Source organism: Streptomyces sp. CA-288835 (assembly GCF_050936385.1).
GTDB lineage: Bacteria > Actinomycetota > Actinomycetes > Streptomycetales > Streptomycetaceae > Streptomyces.
Window position 1 is genome coordinate 3,424,850 of sequence record NZ_JBNJMW010000001.1, and the last position, 16,078, is coordinate 3,440,927.

Genomic DNA, 16,078 nt, shown 5'->3' on the forward strand with positions numbered 1-16,078 from the left:
GCAGTACTGCATGAGCCGGCTCAGCTCTTCGTGCACTGGGGCAGGTTGTCGGTGTTGCCGCCGCGGATGTCCTTGAGGGCGTTCATCGCGTCGTCGAGGGTGTCGACCTTGACGAGGGTGAGCCCGTCGGGGATGTCCCGGGCGGCTGCCGCGCAGTTGTCCTTGGGCGTCAGGAAGTACTCGGCGCCCTGGGCGCGGGCTCCGACGGTCTTCATTTCGATGCCGCCGATGGGGCCGACCTTGCCGTTGTCGTCGATGGTGCCGGTGCCGGCCACGAACTTGCCGCCGGTGAGGTCGCCCGGGGTGAGCTTGTCGACGATGCCGAGGGCGAACATCAGGCCGGCGCTCGGGCCGCCGACGTCGGCGAGTTTGATGTCGATGGTGAACGGAAAGGTGTGGTCGGTCCCGGCCGCGATGCCGACGATCGCGCGCTCCTCGCCGTCGTCGTCCGACTTCGTCGTGGTGATGGTGATGTTCTCGGTCTTCGTCGCCGTCCGCTTCTCCTTCTCGGCGGCGGCCTGCTCCTTGGCGGGCACGATGGTGAAGACGACCTTCTCGCCCGGCTTGTGCTTCGTGACGAGCTTCGCCACCTCGTCGTACGCCTTGACCGGCGTACCGTCCACGGCCTTGATCACATCGCCCGCGTGCAGCTTGCCCTCAGCCGGGCTGTCCTTGAGCACGGAGGAGACGATGGTCCAGGACTTCACCGGGATGTTCCGCTCCTTGAGGGCGGCGACCTTGGCGGTTTCCTGGGACTGGCTGAACTCCTCGGCGTTCTCCTGCGTCGACTGCTCCTCCGTCTTGCCGTCGGGGTAGAGCGTGTCGTGCGGGACCACCTTGTTGTCGTGTGCCAGCCAGCCGTACACGGCCTCGACGAGGTTCATCTTGTAGTCGGCGCTCGTGACGCGGACCGTCGTCATGTTGAGGTTGCCGTCCGCCGGATAGGTCTTGCGGCCGGAAATCTGGAGCACCGGCTCACCGTCGTGCTCGCCCAGCGTGTTCACCGTCGGACCGGGTGACATCTCCGAGTACGGCACATTGATGAAGACCCCTGCGCACAGGAGCGCGATCAGCATCAGGGTGGAGGCGAGCATCGTCGCGGTGCGGCGTGGCATGGAACGACAGTACGGGACCACCCTGTCAGTGCACCGTCGGGGCCGCCCGTACGGGGCCTCAAGGGGCCTGGGTGCAGACATCCCAGGCGCCCTCGGTGCAGGTGGTCAGGCGTCCGTGGGTGACTTCTCCATGTCTCGCTCCTGGCCCGGCTGCTTCGCCAGGTGCGGCTTCTCCATGGCCTCGCGGAAGCGCATATAGCCCGCGAGTTCGGTGCCGTCCCCGATGGCCCTGCGGTTACGACCCACCCAGGTGCCCCACAGTCCGGCACCGATCGCGGCCAAAAACGGAATCAGCAACCAGGCGAGCGCCGCCATGCCGACCTCCCAACCCCGTGAAGCAACCGCAACTGACTGATCAGCAGATTAACCTTGCCCGTGTCCAACGCTCACGGCGGGGGTGCGGTTACGCAACCGGAACGCGCGCGTGCGCACGGGTCGGCAGGCGCACCCGTCAGCAGGCACCCACCCATTCCTCCGTACCGTCCGAGAACTTCTGGTGCTTCCAGATGGGCACTTCGTGCTTAAGGTCGTCGATCAGCTTGCGACAGGCCTCGAAGGCCTCGCCGCGATGGGGGCAGGACACGGCGACGACGACGGCAAGGTCCCCGACCCTGAGGTCCCCCACCCGGTGAACGGCCGCAAGCGCCCGCACCGGATACTCGGCCACCACCTTTTCGGCTATACGCCGCATCTCCGCCTCGGCACTGGGATGGCAGGAGTACCCGAGCGCGTCGACGTCCGCTCCCCCGTCGTGGTTCCTGACGGTCCCGACAAACAGCGCGGTCCCTCCGGAGGCGTCGTCCCCGACGGCTCGGAAGACCTCGTCCACGGAGAGGGCGGTTTCCCTGATCGCCAACAGCTTGACGGGATCCTGCGCCCCCTGCTCACCGGGGTGATCACTCATGGTTGCCATACGCCCAATCGTGCACCACGCCACTGACAACGCGGAACACAGTTCCTCCGGGCATACGGCCTTGGTGCGTGTACGTGCGTCAGATGCGCCGTCGGGCCTTCCGCACCCGGCGGACCACTGCGGCCGTACCGAGCAGCGCGACAGTCGCGCCCGCGGCTCCGGCGGCCGTGGCGTCCTTGCGGCCGAGGCGGCGTCCGGCCACCGTGTGTCGCCCGGCGACCTCCTCCAGGAGTTCGGCGAGGACCTCTTCGTTGGTCCACTGCGGGCGCCATCCGGCGTCGTGGAGCCGGCTCCCGCTGACCACCCAGGGGTACATCGTGTAGGCGAGGTCTCCGGCCGGCGAGGGTGTGAGCCCGATCCTGTGGAGCCGGGCGGCGGCGCCCAGGGCGACGGCCGAGGGCAGTTCCATCCGGCGGATCCCGCTCAGTTCCTCGACCTCCTCCTGCTCCAGCCAGCCGTCGCAGCCCACGGCCAGCTCCCCGTCGACCTTCTCCAGGACGGCGTACTCCAGGGCACTGCACAGGTCCTCGACGTGGCAGAACTGCCAGGCGGGCCGGGACCCGGCGACGACGAGCAGCCGGGGCGACTCGAAGTAGCGCGTGAGGGCGGTGTCGGTGCCTCCGACGAGCACGGCGGGGCGTACGACGGTGACGTTGAGGCCGGGATGCGCGCGGGGCGCCCGCTTCGCGAGCCGCTCGACCTCCATGAGGTCGCCGACTCCTGTGGCCTCCGCGGTGGCGCGCAGTTCGGCGTCTTCGGAGAGGGGCAGTTCGTTTTCGGGCAGCGCTCCGTAGACCATCGCCGAGGTGCACAGCACCACCCGATGCACCCCGGCGGCCGCGGCGGCGGTGAGCACGGTCTGGGTGCCCCGCACGTTGTACGCGGTGCGCGCCGCCGCGTCGGTCTCCAGGTCGAGGTCGAGCGCCAGGTGCACCACGACGTCCGCGCCGCGCAGCTTTTCGGCGATCACCGGGTCGCGTACATCGAGGATGTGCCACTGGGCGTCCGCGCACTCACCGCGCCGCTCGTCGATGGCGATGACCTGCTTGATCTCGTCGCTGGCGGCGAGCCGCTCGGTGAGCAGGGCGCCGATGCCGTCGGCGGCACCGGTGACCGCGACTACGGGACCACGTACGGTCGGACTGGTTGAGGGGTTTCGCGCTGCGCGAACCTGTGGATCTGGGGAACTCACCGGGCGTCTCCAGCGGTTGTCTTCAGTAAGGACGCGCGTGACGCGTACGAACCAGGTGGCATCCATCCTGCCGCAGCCCAGGAGTCGGCGAAGCATCGAGGCCCGAACCGGCCGCGGTGTCTACGCTGGGTGGTGTTGTCGGGCAGCCGTGCCGTCGGAGAGAACCGGCGGCCTTAACAGCCGAGGAATCCCGTGAGTGACACCCCATTCGGATTCGGCCTTCCGCCGGAGGAGCCGGACGACGGCGACGAGGGCAAGAAGAAGGACCAGCAGAGCGGTGGTGGCCAGGGACCGGCCAACCCGTTCGGTTTCGGGTTCCCCGGAGCCGGCGGACCCGGCGCCGACAACCCGCTCGCCGCGATGTTCGGTTCCATGAACCCCAATGATCTGGGCGCCGCGTTCCAGCAGCTGGGCCAGATGCTCTCGTACGAGGGCGGCCCGGTGAACTGGGACATGGCCAAGCAGATCGCCCGTCAGACGGTGTCCCAGGGCGCCCCTGACGGCAGCAAGGACTCCAGTGTCGGCCCCGGCGAACGCTCGGGAGTCGAGGAGGCGGTGCGCCTGGCCGACCTGTGGCTGGACGACGCGACGTCCCTGCCGTCCGGCGCCGGCTCCGCGGTGGCGTGGAGTCGCGCGGAGTGGGTGGAGGCGACCCTTCCGGTGTGGAAGGAGCTCGTCGACCCGGTCGCCGAGCGCGTCGGCGCGGCCATGGGAGATGTGCTTCCCGAGGAGATGCAGGCCATGGCGGGCCCGCTCATCGGGATGATGCGCTCCATGGGCGGCGCCATGTTCGGTACGCAGATCGGGCAGGCCGTCGGCGTGCTCGCGGGCGAGGTGTTCGGCTCGACCGACATCGGCCTGCCGCTCGGCCCGGCCGGCCGGGCCGCGCTGCTTCCGGTGAACATCGAGGCGTTCGGCAAGGACCTCGGCGTACCGAAGGAGGAGGTGCGGCTGTATCTCGCCCTGCGTGAGGCCGCCCACCAGCGCCTGTTCGCGCATGTGCCATGGCTGCGTTCGCACCTGTTCGGGGCGGTCGAGGGCTACGCGCGCGGGATCAAGGTCGACACGGCCAAGCTGGAGGACGTGGTCGGCCAGCTCGACCCGTCGAACCCGGAGCAGCTTCAGGACGCGCTCCAGCAGGGCATGTTCCAGCCGGAGGACACGCCTGCGCAGAAGGCGGCGCTGGCCCGTCTGGAGACGGCGCTGGCGCTCGTCGAGGGATGGGTGGACGCGGTCGTGCACGCGGCGGCGAAGCCGCGTCTGTCGTCCGCGGACGCGCTGCGTGAGACGCTGCGACGCCGCCGCGCGTCGGGCGGTCCTGCCGAGCAGACCTTCGCCACGCTGATCGGCCTTGAGCTGCGCCCGCGCCGGCTGCGGGACGCCTCGCGGCTGTGGGCCTCGCTCACGGACGCACGCGGTGTCGACGGCCGGGACGCCCTGTGGGCGCACCCGGACATGCTGCCGACCGCCTCCGATCTGGACGACCCGGACGGCTTCGTGCACCGCGAGCACATGGACTTCTCCGAGCTCGACAAGATGCTCGGGGAGGCCGCGGGCGGCTCCGCCGAGAAGCCGAACCTCACGAAGGACGAGGACAAGAAGGACGACGAAAAGGGCGACGGCGCCGAGTGAGCCTCCATGACGACGCGGTCCTCGTACTGAAGAGCTACGAGGGCCAGGAAGAGCTGCGCCAGGCGTATCTGGATCACCTTCAGGCTCATCCGGACGGCATATGGAAGGCCTGCGGGGCCGGACACATCACGGCGAGTGCCCTGGTCATCGATCCGGAGCAGCGGCGTGTGCTGCTGACGCTGCACAAGAAGCTGCGCATGTGGCTCCAGATGGGCGGCCATTGCGAGCCCCAGGACGCGACTGTGGAGGCTGCGGCCCTGCGTGAGGCCGGGGAGGAGTCGGGCATCACTGGTCTGACGCTGCTCCCGGGCGGGCCCGTACGACTCGACCGGCATCCGATCCCGCCGCCGTGCCACTGTCACTTCGACGTGCAGTACGCAGTGCTGGCGCCGGTCGCCGCGGTCCAGGAGATCAGCGACGAGTCGCTCGACCTGCGCTGGTTCGCGTACGACGAGGTGGCGAACGTGGCGGACGACTCCGTGGTGCGACTGCTCGAGGCCACACGGGCCAGGCTCTGAAACGGTAAGGGGCGGCCGCAATGGCGGCCGCCCCTTACAACTGCCTCCTGGGAGGCTCAACTCCAGACGTTGCCCTGGTTCTGCCCCCGGGCCCCCTGCTGGCCCACCCCGTACTGGGCGCCGAGGCCGGAGCCGATCGTCGCGTTCTGCGGCGGCAGCAGCTCGCTGGGCTGGACGAGTACGAAACCCTGGCCCATGAAGCTGAGCTCCCAGCCCTCACCGGTGTTGCCGCGGCGCCGGAACACTCCGGAGGAGTGTGTCTGGGCCTGCATCTGTACACGCAGACTCGTCGACCAGGCGACGATGGCGTCGGCGTCGCAGTTGACGAAGCGGTCGGGGGTGACCTGCATCATCAGCGGCATCCCCGAGGTCATCAGGGCGGCCTTGCCCCGCCCGGAGATGTTGAGCTGGTACTTGCCGGAGCCGGAGATGCCGTACTGGCTGTCCACGGCGATCACCTCGTGGTGCAGCGAGGAGTCCATGGCAAGGACGTAGCTGCTGTCCACAGTGAGGCCGTCCTGGTCCACGTCCACCACATGGATGTGCTGGGCGAGGTTGGCCAGATAGACGGTGCCCTGTCCATGGCAGCGCATCAGGTCGAGGCCCTCTCCCGTCTGTGCGCGGGAGCGCCGCTGACCGGAACTCTGGAACTCGGCGTCGAACTCCACCAGCCCCTGGTAGGCGACCATGGTGCCCTTGCGGGCGAGCACGTCGTCGTGGCCCTCCAGGGCGACGCGCAGCATCTGCTTGTTCTGCAGGCTGTAGCGCTCCTGGGACTGCTGCTCGTTGTAGGCGAAAAGCGGGCTCTGCATGATGTGTGGCTCCCCCTCAGCCCCGGAGTCGGAGGCGGTCGGTGCTGTCCTCGCTGGGCTGGACGACGACGATGCCCTGGCCGGAGAAGGCCATCTGGAACGCTTCTCCGCTGCCCCGCCCGATCAGCGACCCCGCCTTGAAGGTGCGCTTGCCCTTCACCTTGAGGTTCGGGGACCAGGCGACGAGCGCGTCCGGGTCGACGTACGTCTCGTCCTCCCCGCCGCCGCAGTCGACGACGATGGGCTTGCCCCGGGAGGTCAGCGCGACCCAGCCCTGCCCGGAGATCTTGGTGTTCCACAGGCCTTGTCCGGCGAATTTCGCCAGTCCCTTGACGCGTTCGACGCCCCACTGGAGGTGTGCGTCGAAGGCGAGCAGGTTGGTGGCGTTGACGGAGATTCCGTCGCCGTTGAGGTTGATGACGACCACGTTCGCTCCGTAGTCGGCCAGATAGAGCAGACCGTCTCCGGAGCACTTCATCAGGGGCGCGCCCTCACCGGTGGCCCAGTCGCGTGCGATCTGGCGCACGGCCGGCGGATTGGGCTCGTACTGGACGAAGCCTTCGTAGGCGACCATCGACCCCACGCGCGCGAGGAGGTCGCTTCCGCTCTGCATGGCGACCTTGAGCATGTGGTTGCCGTGGTTCTCCATGCGTGCGGCAACGGGTGCCGGGGCGAAGCCCGCGAGCTGCTGGTTCATAGGACGGGCTCCCTCAGACCTCGTACGGCTGGATGACGATGAAATTGCCGGGCGCGCCGCGGAATTGGAGGTTCACGCTCTCTCCGGTGTCGCCCGGGTAGGCGTTGCGGCGCATCCGCACCTGGCTGGAGACGATCACCTGGGAGGCGGCGGACCAGGCGACGACGGCGTTGCAGTCGGCGAACGTCGTCGGCGTGACCGGCAGCACCACGGGCGCTCCCTGAGTCTTGACAATGATCGTGCCGGTCCCCTGGAACTGCATCGTGAACAGCGCGCCTCCGGGGATGCCGTGTCCTTCGATGCGGCGAACCTCGTACTGGAGTGTCTCGTCGAACGCGAGAACGTTCTCCGCGGAGACGCAGATGGCGTCGCCCTGCAGCTCGATGGGGTGCAGCATGGCGGACTTCTCGGCGAGGAACACCTGGCCCTTGCCCGAACAGCGCATCAGCTGCATCTCCTGGCCGGTCGCGTTGCCCACGATCCGGCCGGAGAACCCGGCGCTCTTGTAGCTGAAGTCGACCTTGCCCTGGTAGAGCACCATGCTGCCCTGGCGGGCGAGCACGGGCTGGTCCCCGCCCATGCCGAGGTCGACACGGACCATCTTCTTGTTCTGCTGGGTCCAGCGCTGGCCGGTGGGCGCCTCCTTGTACGGCTGCAGCGCCGCGGCGACACCGGCACCGCCCTGGGGAGCGCCCTGCGGCACCGCGTACCCGGCAGGCGCGCCCGGAGCACCCGGCGCACCGGGCTGTCCCGGGACCTGGCCGAACGGCGGCTGCTGGCCGTACCCCGGAGGCGGGGTCGGCTGACCATAGCCGGGCGGCGGAGCCGGGGCCTGCGGTGCTTGAGGTGCTTGAGGTGCTTGAGGCTGTCCGTAGCCGGGCGGCAGAGGCGCGCTCGGGGCCGGCGGCTGCCCGTACGGGGCGGGAGCGGGCGCCGGGGGCGGTACGGGAGCGCCGCCGGGCGGGGTCATGGGCGCGGCGATGGTCGGCGCGGCGTGCACCGGCGGGGGCTCCGGAGGTGCCGGGGCCTGCGGCGGGGTGGCTGCCGGGGGCGGCGCGAAACCCTGGGCGGGCTGCGGCGCGGGAACCGGGGCCGGCGTGGCAGGGCCCGACGGGGCGCCGAACGCGGGCGGCGCGGTGGCCTGTGCGGGCGGTGCGAAGGACGGCGCGCCTGCCTGCGGCTGCGGTGCGGCCGCAGGCTCCTCCTCGGCGACCTCGCCGCCGAAGTTCTTCAGCAGCGCGTCGAGTCCGCCGTCGAAGCCCTGTCCGACGGCTGCGAAACGCCATACGTCCTTGAGATAGAAGTCGCCCAGCATCACGGCTCGTTCGGTGGAGAACTCCCCGCCGTCGAAGGAGTACCGGGCCACCTCCTCGCCGCCCGCGACGATACGGAGATATCCGGGGGCGATCTGCGACAACTTCCCGGCGCCGTCTAGCGTCGCCGTGAACGACAGCCTCTGGATCTGCGGCGGGATCCTGTCGAGCGTGACGCGGAAGGACTCCGTGTCGCCCGCCTGCGCTCCCAGGAGCTGAATGGACTCTTCAGGAGACTTCGGCTGGTTGAAGAAGACGAAGTACCTGTCGTCCGAAAGCCGTTCATCGGCGTCCAGACCGAAGCAGCTGATGTCGAAGGTCAGTCCGGGGCCGGTGATCTGCACGCCTACGTACAGATCGGTGCCCGCGGTGAGGTCACTGATCTTGGCCTTGTGGCCGCGTTGGAATTCCCTGGCCATGCGTAACGACCGTCCCCCATCCCGATGCGAGTGCGTCGCGCGTCAGGCTAACGGCAAAATCCGGCCGCGGACGAAGCCGGTACAGACCCGGTACACAATCCGTGCTTCCGGCCCGTACCAGCACAGTCGCGGCGCCGGGCCCTACTCCTCGCGCGCGGCGGGCAGATGGGGCAGCCGGTCGACGGCGACCACCCCTTCGAGATAGCCGCGGGCCCGTTCGGTACGCGGATAGGCCTCGAGGAGCTGCCAGAAGCCTGGCCCATGGCCGGGCACCAGCAGATGCGCGAGTTCGTGGACGAGGACGTAATCGACGACGTACTCGGGCATGCCCTGCAAGCGGTGCGACAGGCGGATGCTGCCCTCTGCCGGGGTGCAGGAGCCCCAGCGGGTGTTCTGGTTGGTGACCCAGCGAACCGAGGAGGGCCGGGCGAGGCCGTCGAAGTACAGGTCGGAGAGCCGGGCGGCACGCTCGGAGAGTTCCGCGTCGCCGAGTACCCGCTTGTTCTCCTGGGCGGCGAGCTTGTCGAGCATGACGCCCACCCAGCGCTGCTCCTCCGCCTCGGACATCCGGGCGGGGATCAGCACGACGGTACGATCGCCCTCGCGGTACGCGGAGACCGTTCTGCGTCGGCGAGTGCTCCGGCGGACCTCGATCGCGCTCGTCCCCGGGCCGCTTTGCGGCTCGCTCGTCGTGCTGCGCTGTGGTTTTCCGCGGTTCAGTGGGTCGGCGGACACGCCCCGACGGTACCCGTTGCGCATGCTGGAAGTCCCGCCTCCGGGACGGTTCGATGCCGATCCGCGCCCTGCGCGCCCGGTTTGCCCCTACTCCGTACGCCTGATTTGTACGACGAATACCCCCAGCCTGTGGATAACTTTCCGCACCCAACAGCCGATGCGTGCATGCTGGCAACCAATCGACCGGCGGAGCAGGACGAGCACCACCGGCACAACGGGGACGTACGGGGGTCTGTCATGCATCCGATGGTGAAACCCGCACTTCGGCGCGCCTGGCGCGATCTGAACACCGTGCAGTTCGGGATGGCACCGGCACATGCCATGGTGCTCGGCCCGATGGACACGGCGACGAGCAGCTTGCTGACCCTGCTCGACGGGACACGCGGGCTTCCTCTCCTCCGCGACGAAGGCAAGCGCATGGGTCTGCCCGACGCCCATGTCGACGGGCTCGTGGAGCGGCTGGCCCGGGCGGGACTGCTGGACGACGCGACGGGCGGCGGCCCGGACGCGGACGCCCTGCGCGAGAAGAAAGCGGCCTTGGACCGGCTACGGGCCGACCTCGCCTCCCTGTCACTGGTCGCGCCCAGCCCGGGCGAGGGCATGCGCCGGCTGGCGGCCCGCAGTTCCCTGCGCGTACAGGTGTGGGGCGCGGGCCGGGTGGGTGTGACCCTGGCGTGCGCGCTGGCGGGCGCCGGCGTAGGCCATGTCGGCGTACGCGACGGCGGCTCTGTCGAGCCCTGGGACGTCGCCCCGGGCGGTCTGCCCGTCGACTCCATCGGCGAGCGCAGGGAAGAGGCGGCACGCAGGGCCGTACGCCGGGCGGCTCCGAGCCGCCCACCACGGCGCGGCGGCGCACAGTCACCGCCCGACGAACAGGAGCCGGGACTCTCCCTGGTGATCCTCGCGCCACGGGACGGCCTGGCCGTCCACGCCCCTGACCCGGCCATCGCCGAGCCGCTGATCGCATCCGGGACACCGCATCTGTACGCCGGGGTCGTGGAGGGCACAGGAGTCGTCGGCCCGCTGGTCCTGCCCGGCGACACGGCCTGCGCGGGCTGTCTGGACCGGGCCCGCACCGACCGCGACCCGAGCTGGCCGCGCCTGGTCGCACAGTGGCGCTCCGGGCAGCCTCGCCAGGTGCAGGCATGCGATCTGACGCTGTCGGCCACGGTCGCCGGGCTGGCCGCGGGGCACGCACTCGCTTTCCTGGACGGCGAGTTGCCGTCCAGCGCGGACGCTCGCTGGGAGGCGTCGGTGCCCGGTTTCGACTGGCAGAGACGCCCCGTGTGGCCACATCCGGCATGCTCGTGCGGGACTGCGGAGAAAGCTATGGGGGAGCAGACCTCGGAGGACGAGAGGCCGCAAGAGACAATGGCCGGGCAACAGCCGCAAGCGGCTCGGCTGTCCGGTACTTGGAGGGCGCATGTCTGATCTTCCCCGGAAGGCGGTCACCCGGACCGCCAAGCTCGCCGCCCTACCGCTCGGCTTCGCCGGGCGGGCCACATGGGGCATCGGCAAACGGATCGGCGGGAAGTCGGCGGAGATCGTGGGCCGCGAACTGCAACAGCGCACGGCGGAGCAGCTGTTCAAGGTGCTCGGCGAGCTCAAGGGCGGCGCGATGAAGTTCGGGCAGGCACTGTCCGTCTTCGAGTCGGCGCTGCCCGAGGAGGTCGCGGGGCCGTATCGCGCTGCACTCACAAAGCTCCAGGAGGCCGCGCCACCGATGCCGACCCGCACGGTGCACACCGTGCTCGAGGAACGGCTGGGCGAGAACTGGCACGACCTGTTCGTGGAATTCGAGGACAAACCGTCCGCGGCGGCCTCTATCGGACAGGTGCACCGCGCGGTGTGGCACGACGGCCGGGAGGTCGCCGTCAAGGTGCAGTACCCGGGGGCGGGCGAAGCACTGCTCTCCGACCTGAACCAACTCAGCCGTTTCGCCCGGCTCCTGGGCCCGCTGATTCCTGGGATGGACGTCAAACCGCTCATCGCGGAGCTGCGCGACCGGGTGTCCGAGGAACTCGACTACGGCCTGGAGGCCCAGGCCCAGCGGGCGCACGCGGAGGAGTTCGCGGACGACCCGGACGTACTGGTGCCGGCCGTGGTCCACCAGTGCGAGCAGGTGCTGGTCACCGAGTGGATCGACGGGATCCCCCTGTCAGAGGTGATCACCGACGGTACGCAGGAGCAGCGGGACCGTGCAGGACAACTCCTCGCCCGCTTCCTCTTCTCCGGCCCGGCCCGCACCGGCCTGCTGCACGCCGACCCGCACCCCGGCAACTTCCGCCTCCTGCCCGACGAGTCCGGCGACGCCGACGGCAAGGACGGTATGGACGGCTGGCGTCTGGGCGTACTGGACTTCGGCACGGTGGACCGCCTCCCCGGCGGCCTGCCGGCGACCATCGGCGACTCACTGCGGATGACCCTCGACGGCGAGGCCGAAGCGGTCTACGAGCTGCTCTGCGAGGAGGGCTTCGTCAAGGAGTCGATAGAGCTCGACCCGGACGCCGTCCTGGACTACCTGCTCCCCATCATCGAGCCGGCCAAGGTCGACGAGTTCACCTTCACTCGAGGCTGGATGCGCAGCCAGGCCGCCCGAATCGGCGACCCCCGCTCCCCCGCGTACCAGCTCGGCAAGCAGCTCAACCTCCCTCCGGCGTATCTGCTGATACACCGTGTGACATTGAGCACCATCGGCGTGCTGTGCCAACTGGGTGCCACGGTACGGCTCCGAGAGGAACTCGAGGAGTGGCTGCCGGGCTTCGTGCCGGAGGACGCAGCAGCCCTGGAGGAGGGGGAGTCGGCGGCCGAGGCGTGAGGGTCGGGCGTCGGGCGGGGGCTGTTGCGTGTAGGTGCGTGGGGCGGGGATTGACAGGGGTGGGGAGGGGGCGGGGGGGAGGGGCCCCCAGGGAAGCACAACACACCGCGGGGGCCGGTCCGTTCGGACCGACCCCCGCGATCAGCGGTTGACCTCTACTGCCATTGCCGACGCCGAAGCCGTTGCTGCTGCTTCGGCTGTCGCGTCAACGCAGCCTTACTGCATGACCGCCATGGCCAGGGCGCGGCGAGCGCGCAGCGACGCGCGCTCGGCGCGGCGCTGCATCCGGCGGGCCGTCGCCAGGCGGATCGCCCGGCGCTCGGCCTCGGCGGTGCGCTGCCGCTCGTGCATATGCGCACGAGCCAGGGCTTCTTGGATGAGTTGCATCTCTCGGGTCCTGTTCTGACGCGAGTCGTTCGCGCCGGTGGTGGTGAAGTCTGGAATCGCGGAGCCGGCGGGCTCGCTGTTGGACGGCTTCATCGGGGCCTGATCCTTGGGGTCGTGCGTCAGGGGGCGATCGATCGTTCCTGTGGTGGTCATGCCGCGACCGGGTTCTTGCGCGGGCGGCCACGCGGCCGCTTCCGGGCGACAACGACACCCTGGACGAAGAGCTCGCCACCCCAGACGCCCCAGGGCTCACGCCGCTCCTTGGCGCCGACGAGGCAGGCCTCGATCAGCGGGCAGGTGCGGCAGAGGGACTTGGCGTACTCGACATCTGCCGGAGACTCGGCGAAGAAGACCTCCGGGTCGTTGGAGCGGCAGGGGACGGGTACGCCGAGGTTCTCGATGGCGTCGTCGAGCGCGGTGAGCGCAGTGAGCGCAGTGAGCGGAGTCAAGGTGGAGTCCTCCGTGGGGCCGGGCGGGGGGATCGTTTCGGAAGGCGGTACGGACGGGGCGTGCGCTTCGAGTTGCACGGTTCGTCTTCCTCGTCTGGTCGTGCCGGCCGGGTTGGCCGGTTGGCGGCTGGTACCGGGTTCTTTTCTTGTCCCGAGGCTCCTTCGCTCTGTCGTCCCTGGTCGGGGACAAACAGAAGGGCCGCGGATCCCGGGTGGGGTTCCGCGGCCCTGAAGGCGCCGGCCTGATCGCCGATCAGGCTGGATCACTCCAGGGTTCAGGCCCACGGAAGGCCCACATCGTGTGGTGCGTCTGCTTGGCGGCTCCGGCACCGGCGGCCGCAAAGGCATAGGCCTGCGCCTGCGCCTCTACTGCTTCCAGTGCCTTCATCGGTCGCTCATTGCCCTCACGGACGGGAAGACCCGCGAGAGACACGGCGGACGCCGGCCGGACGGCAGGAATGCCGGACAGACCGGTGCCCAGGTTCGAGACGTCGAGCAGGCACGTGGAGGCGACCGAGCGATCGGTCATTTTGACGGTGCTGATGGAGCTGGTGCTGATGCTGATCACTGGATTCGCCTCCTCTCGGCGTCTTGGGGGACCGGGGTGAGCCGGTCCGACGGTTATTAAGTACAGCACGGAACCAGGGCCTTGGAGAAGGCCGCCGCTTCCGTGCTTAAGAACCTATGGGGATTCCTGGGGCATGCGCAAACTATTTTCTCGACGAGTTTGCGTCAGTCGTCATCGTCTCCCTCTTCAAGCTCTTGACCTGCACAGATGGCCAGAACTTCGGTTCCGTAGCGGTTGAGCTTGCGGGCGCGGACCCCTGGGATGCGGGCAAGTTCAGCCGGAGTGGCCGGTACCGCTTCTGCGATGGCCATCAGTGTCTTGTCCGTGAAGACGCAGAAGTCCGGTTGGCCGCTGCGCTGTGCTTGGGCCGCTCGCCAGTCGCGCAGCCGCTCGTACAGTCCCTCGTCCATGTCGGAGGGGCAGTCGTCGCAGCGCATCAGTTTCATCTCACCGGCGTCGGTGAGGGTGCGACCGCAGACCCGGCAGCGGGCGGGCTGACGGGTCACCCGCCGCACTACGCCTTCTACGCCGCCGGCGACACCGTGCTCGATACCACCGGAGCCGCCGGCGCCGCCTGCACCGCCGCGGTTCGGGGCGGCGGAGGAGCCGGGGCGCAGTCCGTCGAGGAAGTGGCTGGGGCGGCGGTTGGGGCGGCTTCCGGGCGAGCGGGACAGCGCCCAGGAGATGGAGAGGTGTTGTCTGGCTCGGGTGACGCCGACGTAGAGAAGGCGGCGCTCCTCCTCGATCTGTTCCTCGGTCTTTGCGTACGAGATCGGCATCATGCCTTCGGCGACACCGACGAGAAGGACGACGTCCCACTCCAGGCCCTTGGCGGAGTGGAGGGAGGCGAGAGTGACTCCTTGGACGGTCGGGGCGTGCTGGGCGGCGGTCCGCTCGTCGAGTTCCGCGACGAGGTCGCCGAGTGTGGCGGCGGGCTTGGCGGCGGCGAAGTCCTGCGCGAGGTGGACCAGGGCGGCCAGCGACTCCCAGCGCTCGCGGACGGCGCCGGATCCTGCGGGCGGCTCGCTGGTCCAGCCCTCGCCCGACAGCACGGCTCGTACCTGCCCAGGCAGGTCCTCGGCGTCGTCCAGGAGGGCGTCATTGCTTCCGAAGCGGCCTGAGGCGCGCAGGCGGTGGATGGCTCTCTTCACTTCCGGGCGGTCGAAGAACCGCTCGGCGCCGCGCAGTTGGTAGGGCACCCCGGCGTCGGCGAGGGCCTGTTCGTAGGTCTCTGACTGGGCGTTCGTACGGAAGAGGATGGCGATCTCGCTCGCTGGGACTCCGGAGGCGATGAGGTCGCGGATGCGTCGGGCGGCGCCCTCGGCCTCGGCGGGCTCGTCGGTGTACTCGGTGTAGACCGGCTCGGGGCCCGGGTCGCGCTGGGAGATCAGCTCCAGTCGGTGTTCGGCGGCGCGGCCGCGGGCCTGGGCGAGCAGTCCGTTGGCGAGGTGGACGACCTGGGGCGAGGAGCGGTAGTCGCGGACCAGTTTGACGACGGTGGCGCTGGGGTGGCGGGTGCGGAAGTCCAGGAGGTGGTCCGGGGTTGCACCGGTGAACGAGTAGATCGTCTGGCTGGCGTCGCCGACGACGCAGAGGCTGTCGCGCTCGCCGAGCCATAGTTCCAGGAGGCGCTGTTGGAGCGGGCTGACGTCCTGGTACTCGTCGACCACGAAGTGCTGGTATTGGGCGCGGACTTCGTTGGCGATGTCGTGCCGGTCCTGGAGAATGCCGACAGTCAGCAGGAGGACGTCTTCGAAATCGATGACGCCGCGGTCGCGTTTGACGTCCTCGTACGCGGCGTAGAGCTGGGCGATCTCACTGGGGCGGCGCGGGGTTTCCCGGCCGGTCTTGGCGGCCGTCGCCGCATAGTCGGCGGGGATGGTCTGGGTGACCTTGGACCATTCGATCTCGGCTGTGAGATCGCGCAGTTCGCCCCGGTCGAGGCGGACTCCGCAGGCGGCTGCGGCGTCGGCGACGAGCTGGATCTTCCGGTCGACGAGCCGTGGCAGGCTGCCGCCGACCGCCTTGGGCCAGAAGTACTGGAGTTGGCGTAGGGCGGCGGAGTGGAAGGTGCGTGCCTGCACTCCGGAGGCGCCGAGCTGGCGGAGCCGGCCGCGCATCTCGCCGGCGGCACGGTTGGTGAAGGTGACGGCCAGCACGCTGGAGGGTTGGAGAATCCCGGCGCGCACTCCGTAGGCGATGCGATGGGTGATCGCCCGGGTTTTGCCGGTGCCGGCTCCTGCGAGTACGCACACCGGCCCGTGCAGGGCGGTGGCGACTTCGCGCTGCTCGGGGTCGAGGCCTTCGAGCACCGCGTCGGCAGAGTCCGGTGCCTGCGGGAAGAGGGTGGAGTGCGTTGCTGCTGTCACACGGCCATGCTGCCAGGTCGCCGATGACGGCTGTGCCGGTTGTCCACAGGCAGGCCTTGATAGTCGTACTAATGCGGCAGGCGTCACGTTGCGGGGCATACCCCGGGCGGGAATGGCGCTCCGGTCGCGTGCGTTCCCTCT

At 69.5% G+C, this 16,078-nt stretch carries 16 protein-coding genes; 4 read left to right on the forward strand and 12 right to left on the reverse strand.

Going from position 1 to position 16,078, the window contains the following annotated elements:
* Nucleotides 1–20: 20 nt before the first annotated feature.
* The 4 genes from ACQEVY_RS15315 to ACQEVY_RS15330 all read right to left on the reverse strand — a co-directional run bounded on the left by ACQEVY_RS15315 (nt 21) and on the right by ACQEVY_RS15330 (nt 3,220).
* Nucleotides 21–1,115, reverse strand: a complete 1,095-nt coding sequence (locus ACQEVY_RS15315) for a YlbL family protein (RefSeq protein ID WP_432948727.1) — start codon at nt 1,113–1,115, stop codon at nt 21–23.
* 105 nt (nt 1,116–1,220) lie between these two features.
* Nucleotides 1,221–1,430 carry a hypothetical protein gene (locus tag ACQEVY_RS15320; RefSeq protein ID WP_432948729.1) on the reverse strand — a complete coding sequence of 70 codons (210 nt, stop codon included), beginning with the start codon at nt 1,428–1,430 and terminating at the stop codon, nt 1,221–1,223.
* Between the two features lie 136 nt (nt 1,431–1,566).
* Entirely contained in the window at nt 1,567–2,028 is a 462-nt protein-coding gene (locus tag ACQEVY_RS15325; RefSeq protein WP_165341104.1) for a molybdenum cofactor biosynthesis protein MoaE, read from the reverse strand.
* A gap of 79 nt (nt 2,029–2,107) precedes the next feature.
* Complete coding sequence (locus ACQEVY_RS15330) at nt 2,108–3,220, reverse strand: SDR family oxidoreductase (RefSeq protein ID WP_432948731.1); 1,113 nt, start codon at nt 3,218–3,220, stop codon at nt 2,108–2,110.
* Nucleotides 3,221–3,412: 192 nt separating this feature from the next.
* Here ACQEVY_RS15330 and ACQEVY_RS15335 point away from each other — a divergent pair, with 192 nt between their 5' ends.
* Complete coding sequence (locus ACQEVY_RS15335) at nt 3,413–4,852, forward strand: zinc-dependent metalloprotease (RefSeq protein WP_432948733.1); 1,440 nt, start codon at nt 3,413–3,415, stop codon at nt 4,850–4,852.
* Nucleotides 4,849–5,370: an NUDIX hydrolase gene (locus ACQEVY_RS15340; protein ID WP_432948735.1), complete on the forward strand. Its 522-nt coding sequence runs from the start codon at nt 4,849–4,851 to the stop codon at nt 5,368–5,370. The genes ACQEVY_RS15335 and ACQEVY_RS15340 overlap by 4 nt, the downstream gene beginning before the upstream one ends.
* Nucleotides 5,371–5,426: 56 nt before the next feature.
* Here the strand turns inward: ACQEVY_RS15340 and ACQEVY_RS15345 are convergent, their stop codons facing one another.
* The 4 genes from ACQEVY_RS15345 to ACQEVY_RS15360 all read right to left on the reverse strand — a co-directional run bounded on the left by ACQEVY_RS15345 (nt 5,427) and on the right by ACQEVY_RS15360 (nt 9,346).
* Nucleotides 5,427–6,182 (reverse strand): AIM24 family protein, encoded by a 756-nt coding sequence (locus ACQEVY_RS15345; RefSeq protein WP_432948737.1) that lies wholly within the window; start codon nt 6,180–6,182, stop codon nt 5,427–5,429.
* A 16-nt stretch (nt 6,183–6,198) separates the two neighbouring features.
* The gene (locus tag ACQEVY_RS15350) at nt 6,199–6,879 is read right to left on the reverse strand and encodes an AIM24 family protein (RefSeq protein ID WP_033320007.1); all 681 of its coding nucleotides are present in this window, start codon (nt 6,877–6,879) and stop codon (nt 6,199–6,201) included.
* Nucleotides 6,880–6,892: 13 nt separating this feature from the next.
* A complete protein-coding gene (locus ACQEVY_RS15355; protein ID WP_432948739.1) occupies nt 6,893–8,611 on the reverse strand; it encodes a TerD family protein in 1,719 nt (572 codons plus the stop codon).
* A 141-nt stretch (nt 8,612–8,752) separates the two neighbouring features.
* A complete protein-coding gene (locus ACQEVY_RS15360; protein WP_432948741.1) occupies nt 8,753–9,346 on the reverse strand; it encodes a M48 metallopeptidase family protein in 594 nt (197 codons plus the stop codon).
* A gap of 237 nt (nt 9,347–9,583) precedes the next feature.
* On the opposite strand from ACQEVY_RS15360, the gene ACQEVY_RS15365 reads away from it, so the two are divergent.
* Both ACQEVY_RS15365 and ACQEVY_RS15370 read left to right on the forward strand, forming a co-directional pair.
* Nucleotides 9,584–10,777: a TOMM precursor leader peptide-binding protein gene (locus ACQEVY_RS15365; protein WP_432955230.1), complete on the forward strand. Its 1,194-nt coding sequence runs from the start codon at nt 9,584–9,586 to the stop codon at nt 10,775–10,777.
* Nucleotides 10,770–12,164: an ABC1 kinase family protein gene (locus ACQEVY_RS15370; RefSeq protein WP_432948743.1), complete on the forward strand. Its 1,395-nt coding sequence runs from the start codon at nt 10,770–10,772 to the stop codon at nt 12,162–12,164. The genes ACQEVY_RS15365 and ACQEVY_RS15370 overlap by 8 nt, the downstream gene beginning before the upstream one ends.
* Before the next feature lie 216 nt (nt 12,165–12,380).
* Here the strand turns inward: ACQEVY_RS15370 and ACQEVY_RS15375 are convergent, their stop codons facing one another.
* The 4 genes from ACQEVY_RS15375 to ACQEVY_RS15390 all read right to left on the reverse strand — a co-directional run bounded on the left by ACQEVY_RS15375 (nt 12,381) and on the right by ACQEVY_RS15390 (nt 16,036).
* The gene (locus tag ACQEVY_RS15375; RefSeq protein WP_328768792.1) at nt 12,381–12,704 is read right to left on the reverse strand and encodes a hypothetical protein; all 324 of its coding nucleotides are present in this window, start codon (nt 12,702–12,704) and stop codon (nt 12,381–12,383) included.
* Nucleotides 12,701–13,078, reverse strand: a complete 378-nt coding sequence (locus ACQEVY_RS15380; RefSeq protein WP_432948745.1) for a WhiB family transcriptional regulator — start codon at nt 13,076–13,078, stop codon at nt 12,701–12,703. The genes ACQEVY_RS15375 and ACQEVY_RS15380 overlap by 4 nt, the downstream gene beginning before the upstream one ends.
* A gap of 175 nt (nt 13,079–13,253) precedes the next feature.
* Nucleotides 13,254–13,568: a hypothetical protein gene (locus ACQEVY_RS15385; protein ID WP_432948747.1), complete on the reverse strand. Its 315-nt coding sequence runs from the start codon at nt 13,566–13,568 to the stop codon at nt 13,254–13,256.
* A gap of 164 nt (nt 13,569–13,732) precedes the next feature.
* The gene (locus ACQEVY_RS15390) at nt 13,733–16,036 is read right to left on the reverse strand and encodes an ATP-dependent DNA helicase UvrD2 (RefSeq protein ID WP_432948749.1); all 2,304 of its coding nucleotides are present in this window, start codon (nt 16,034–16,036) and stop codon (nt 13,733–13,735) included.
* Nucleotides 16,037–16,078: the final 42 nt, after the last annotated feature.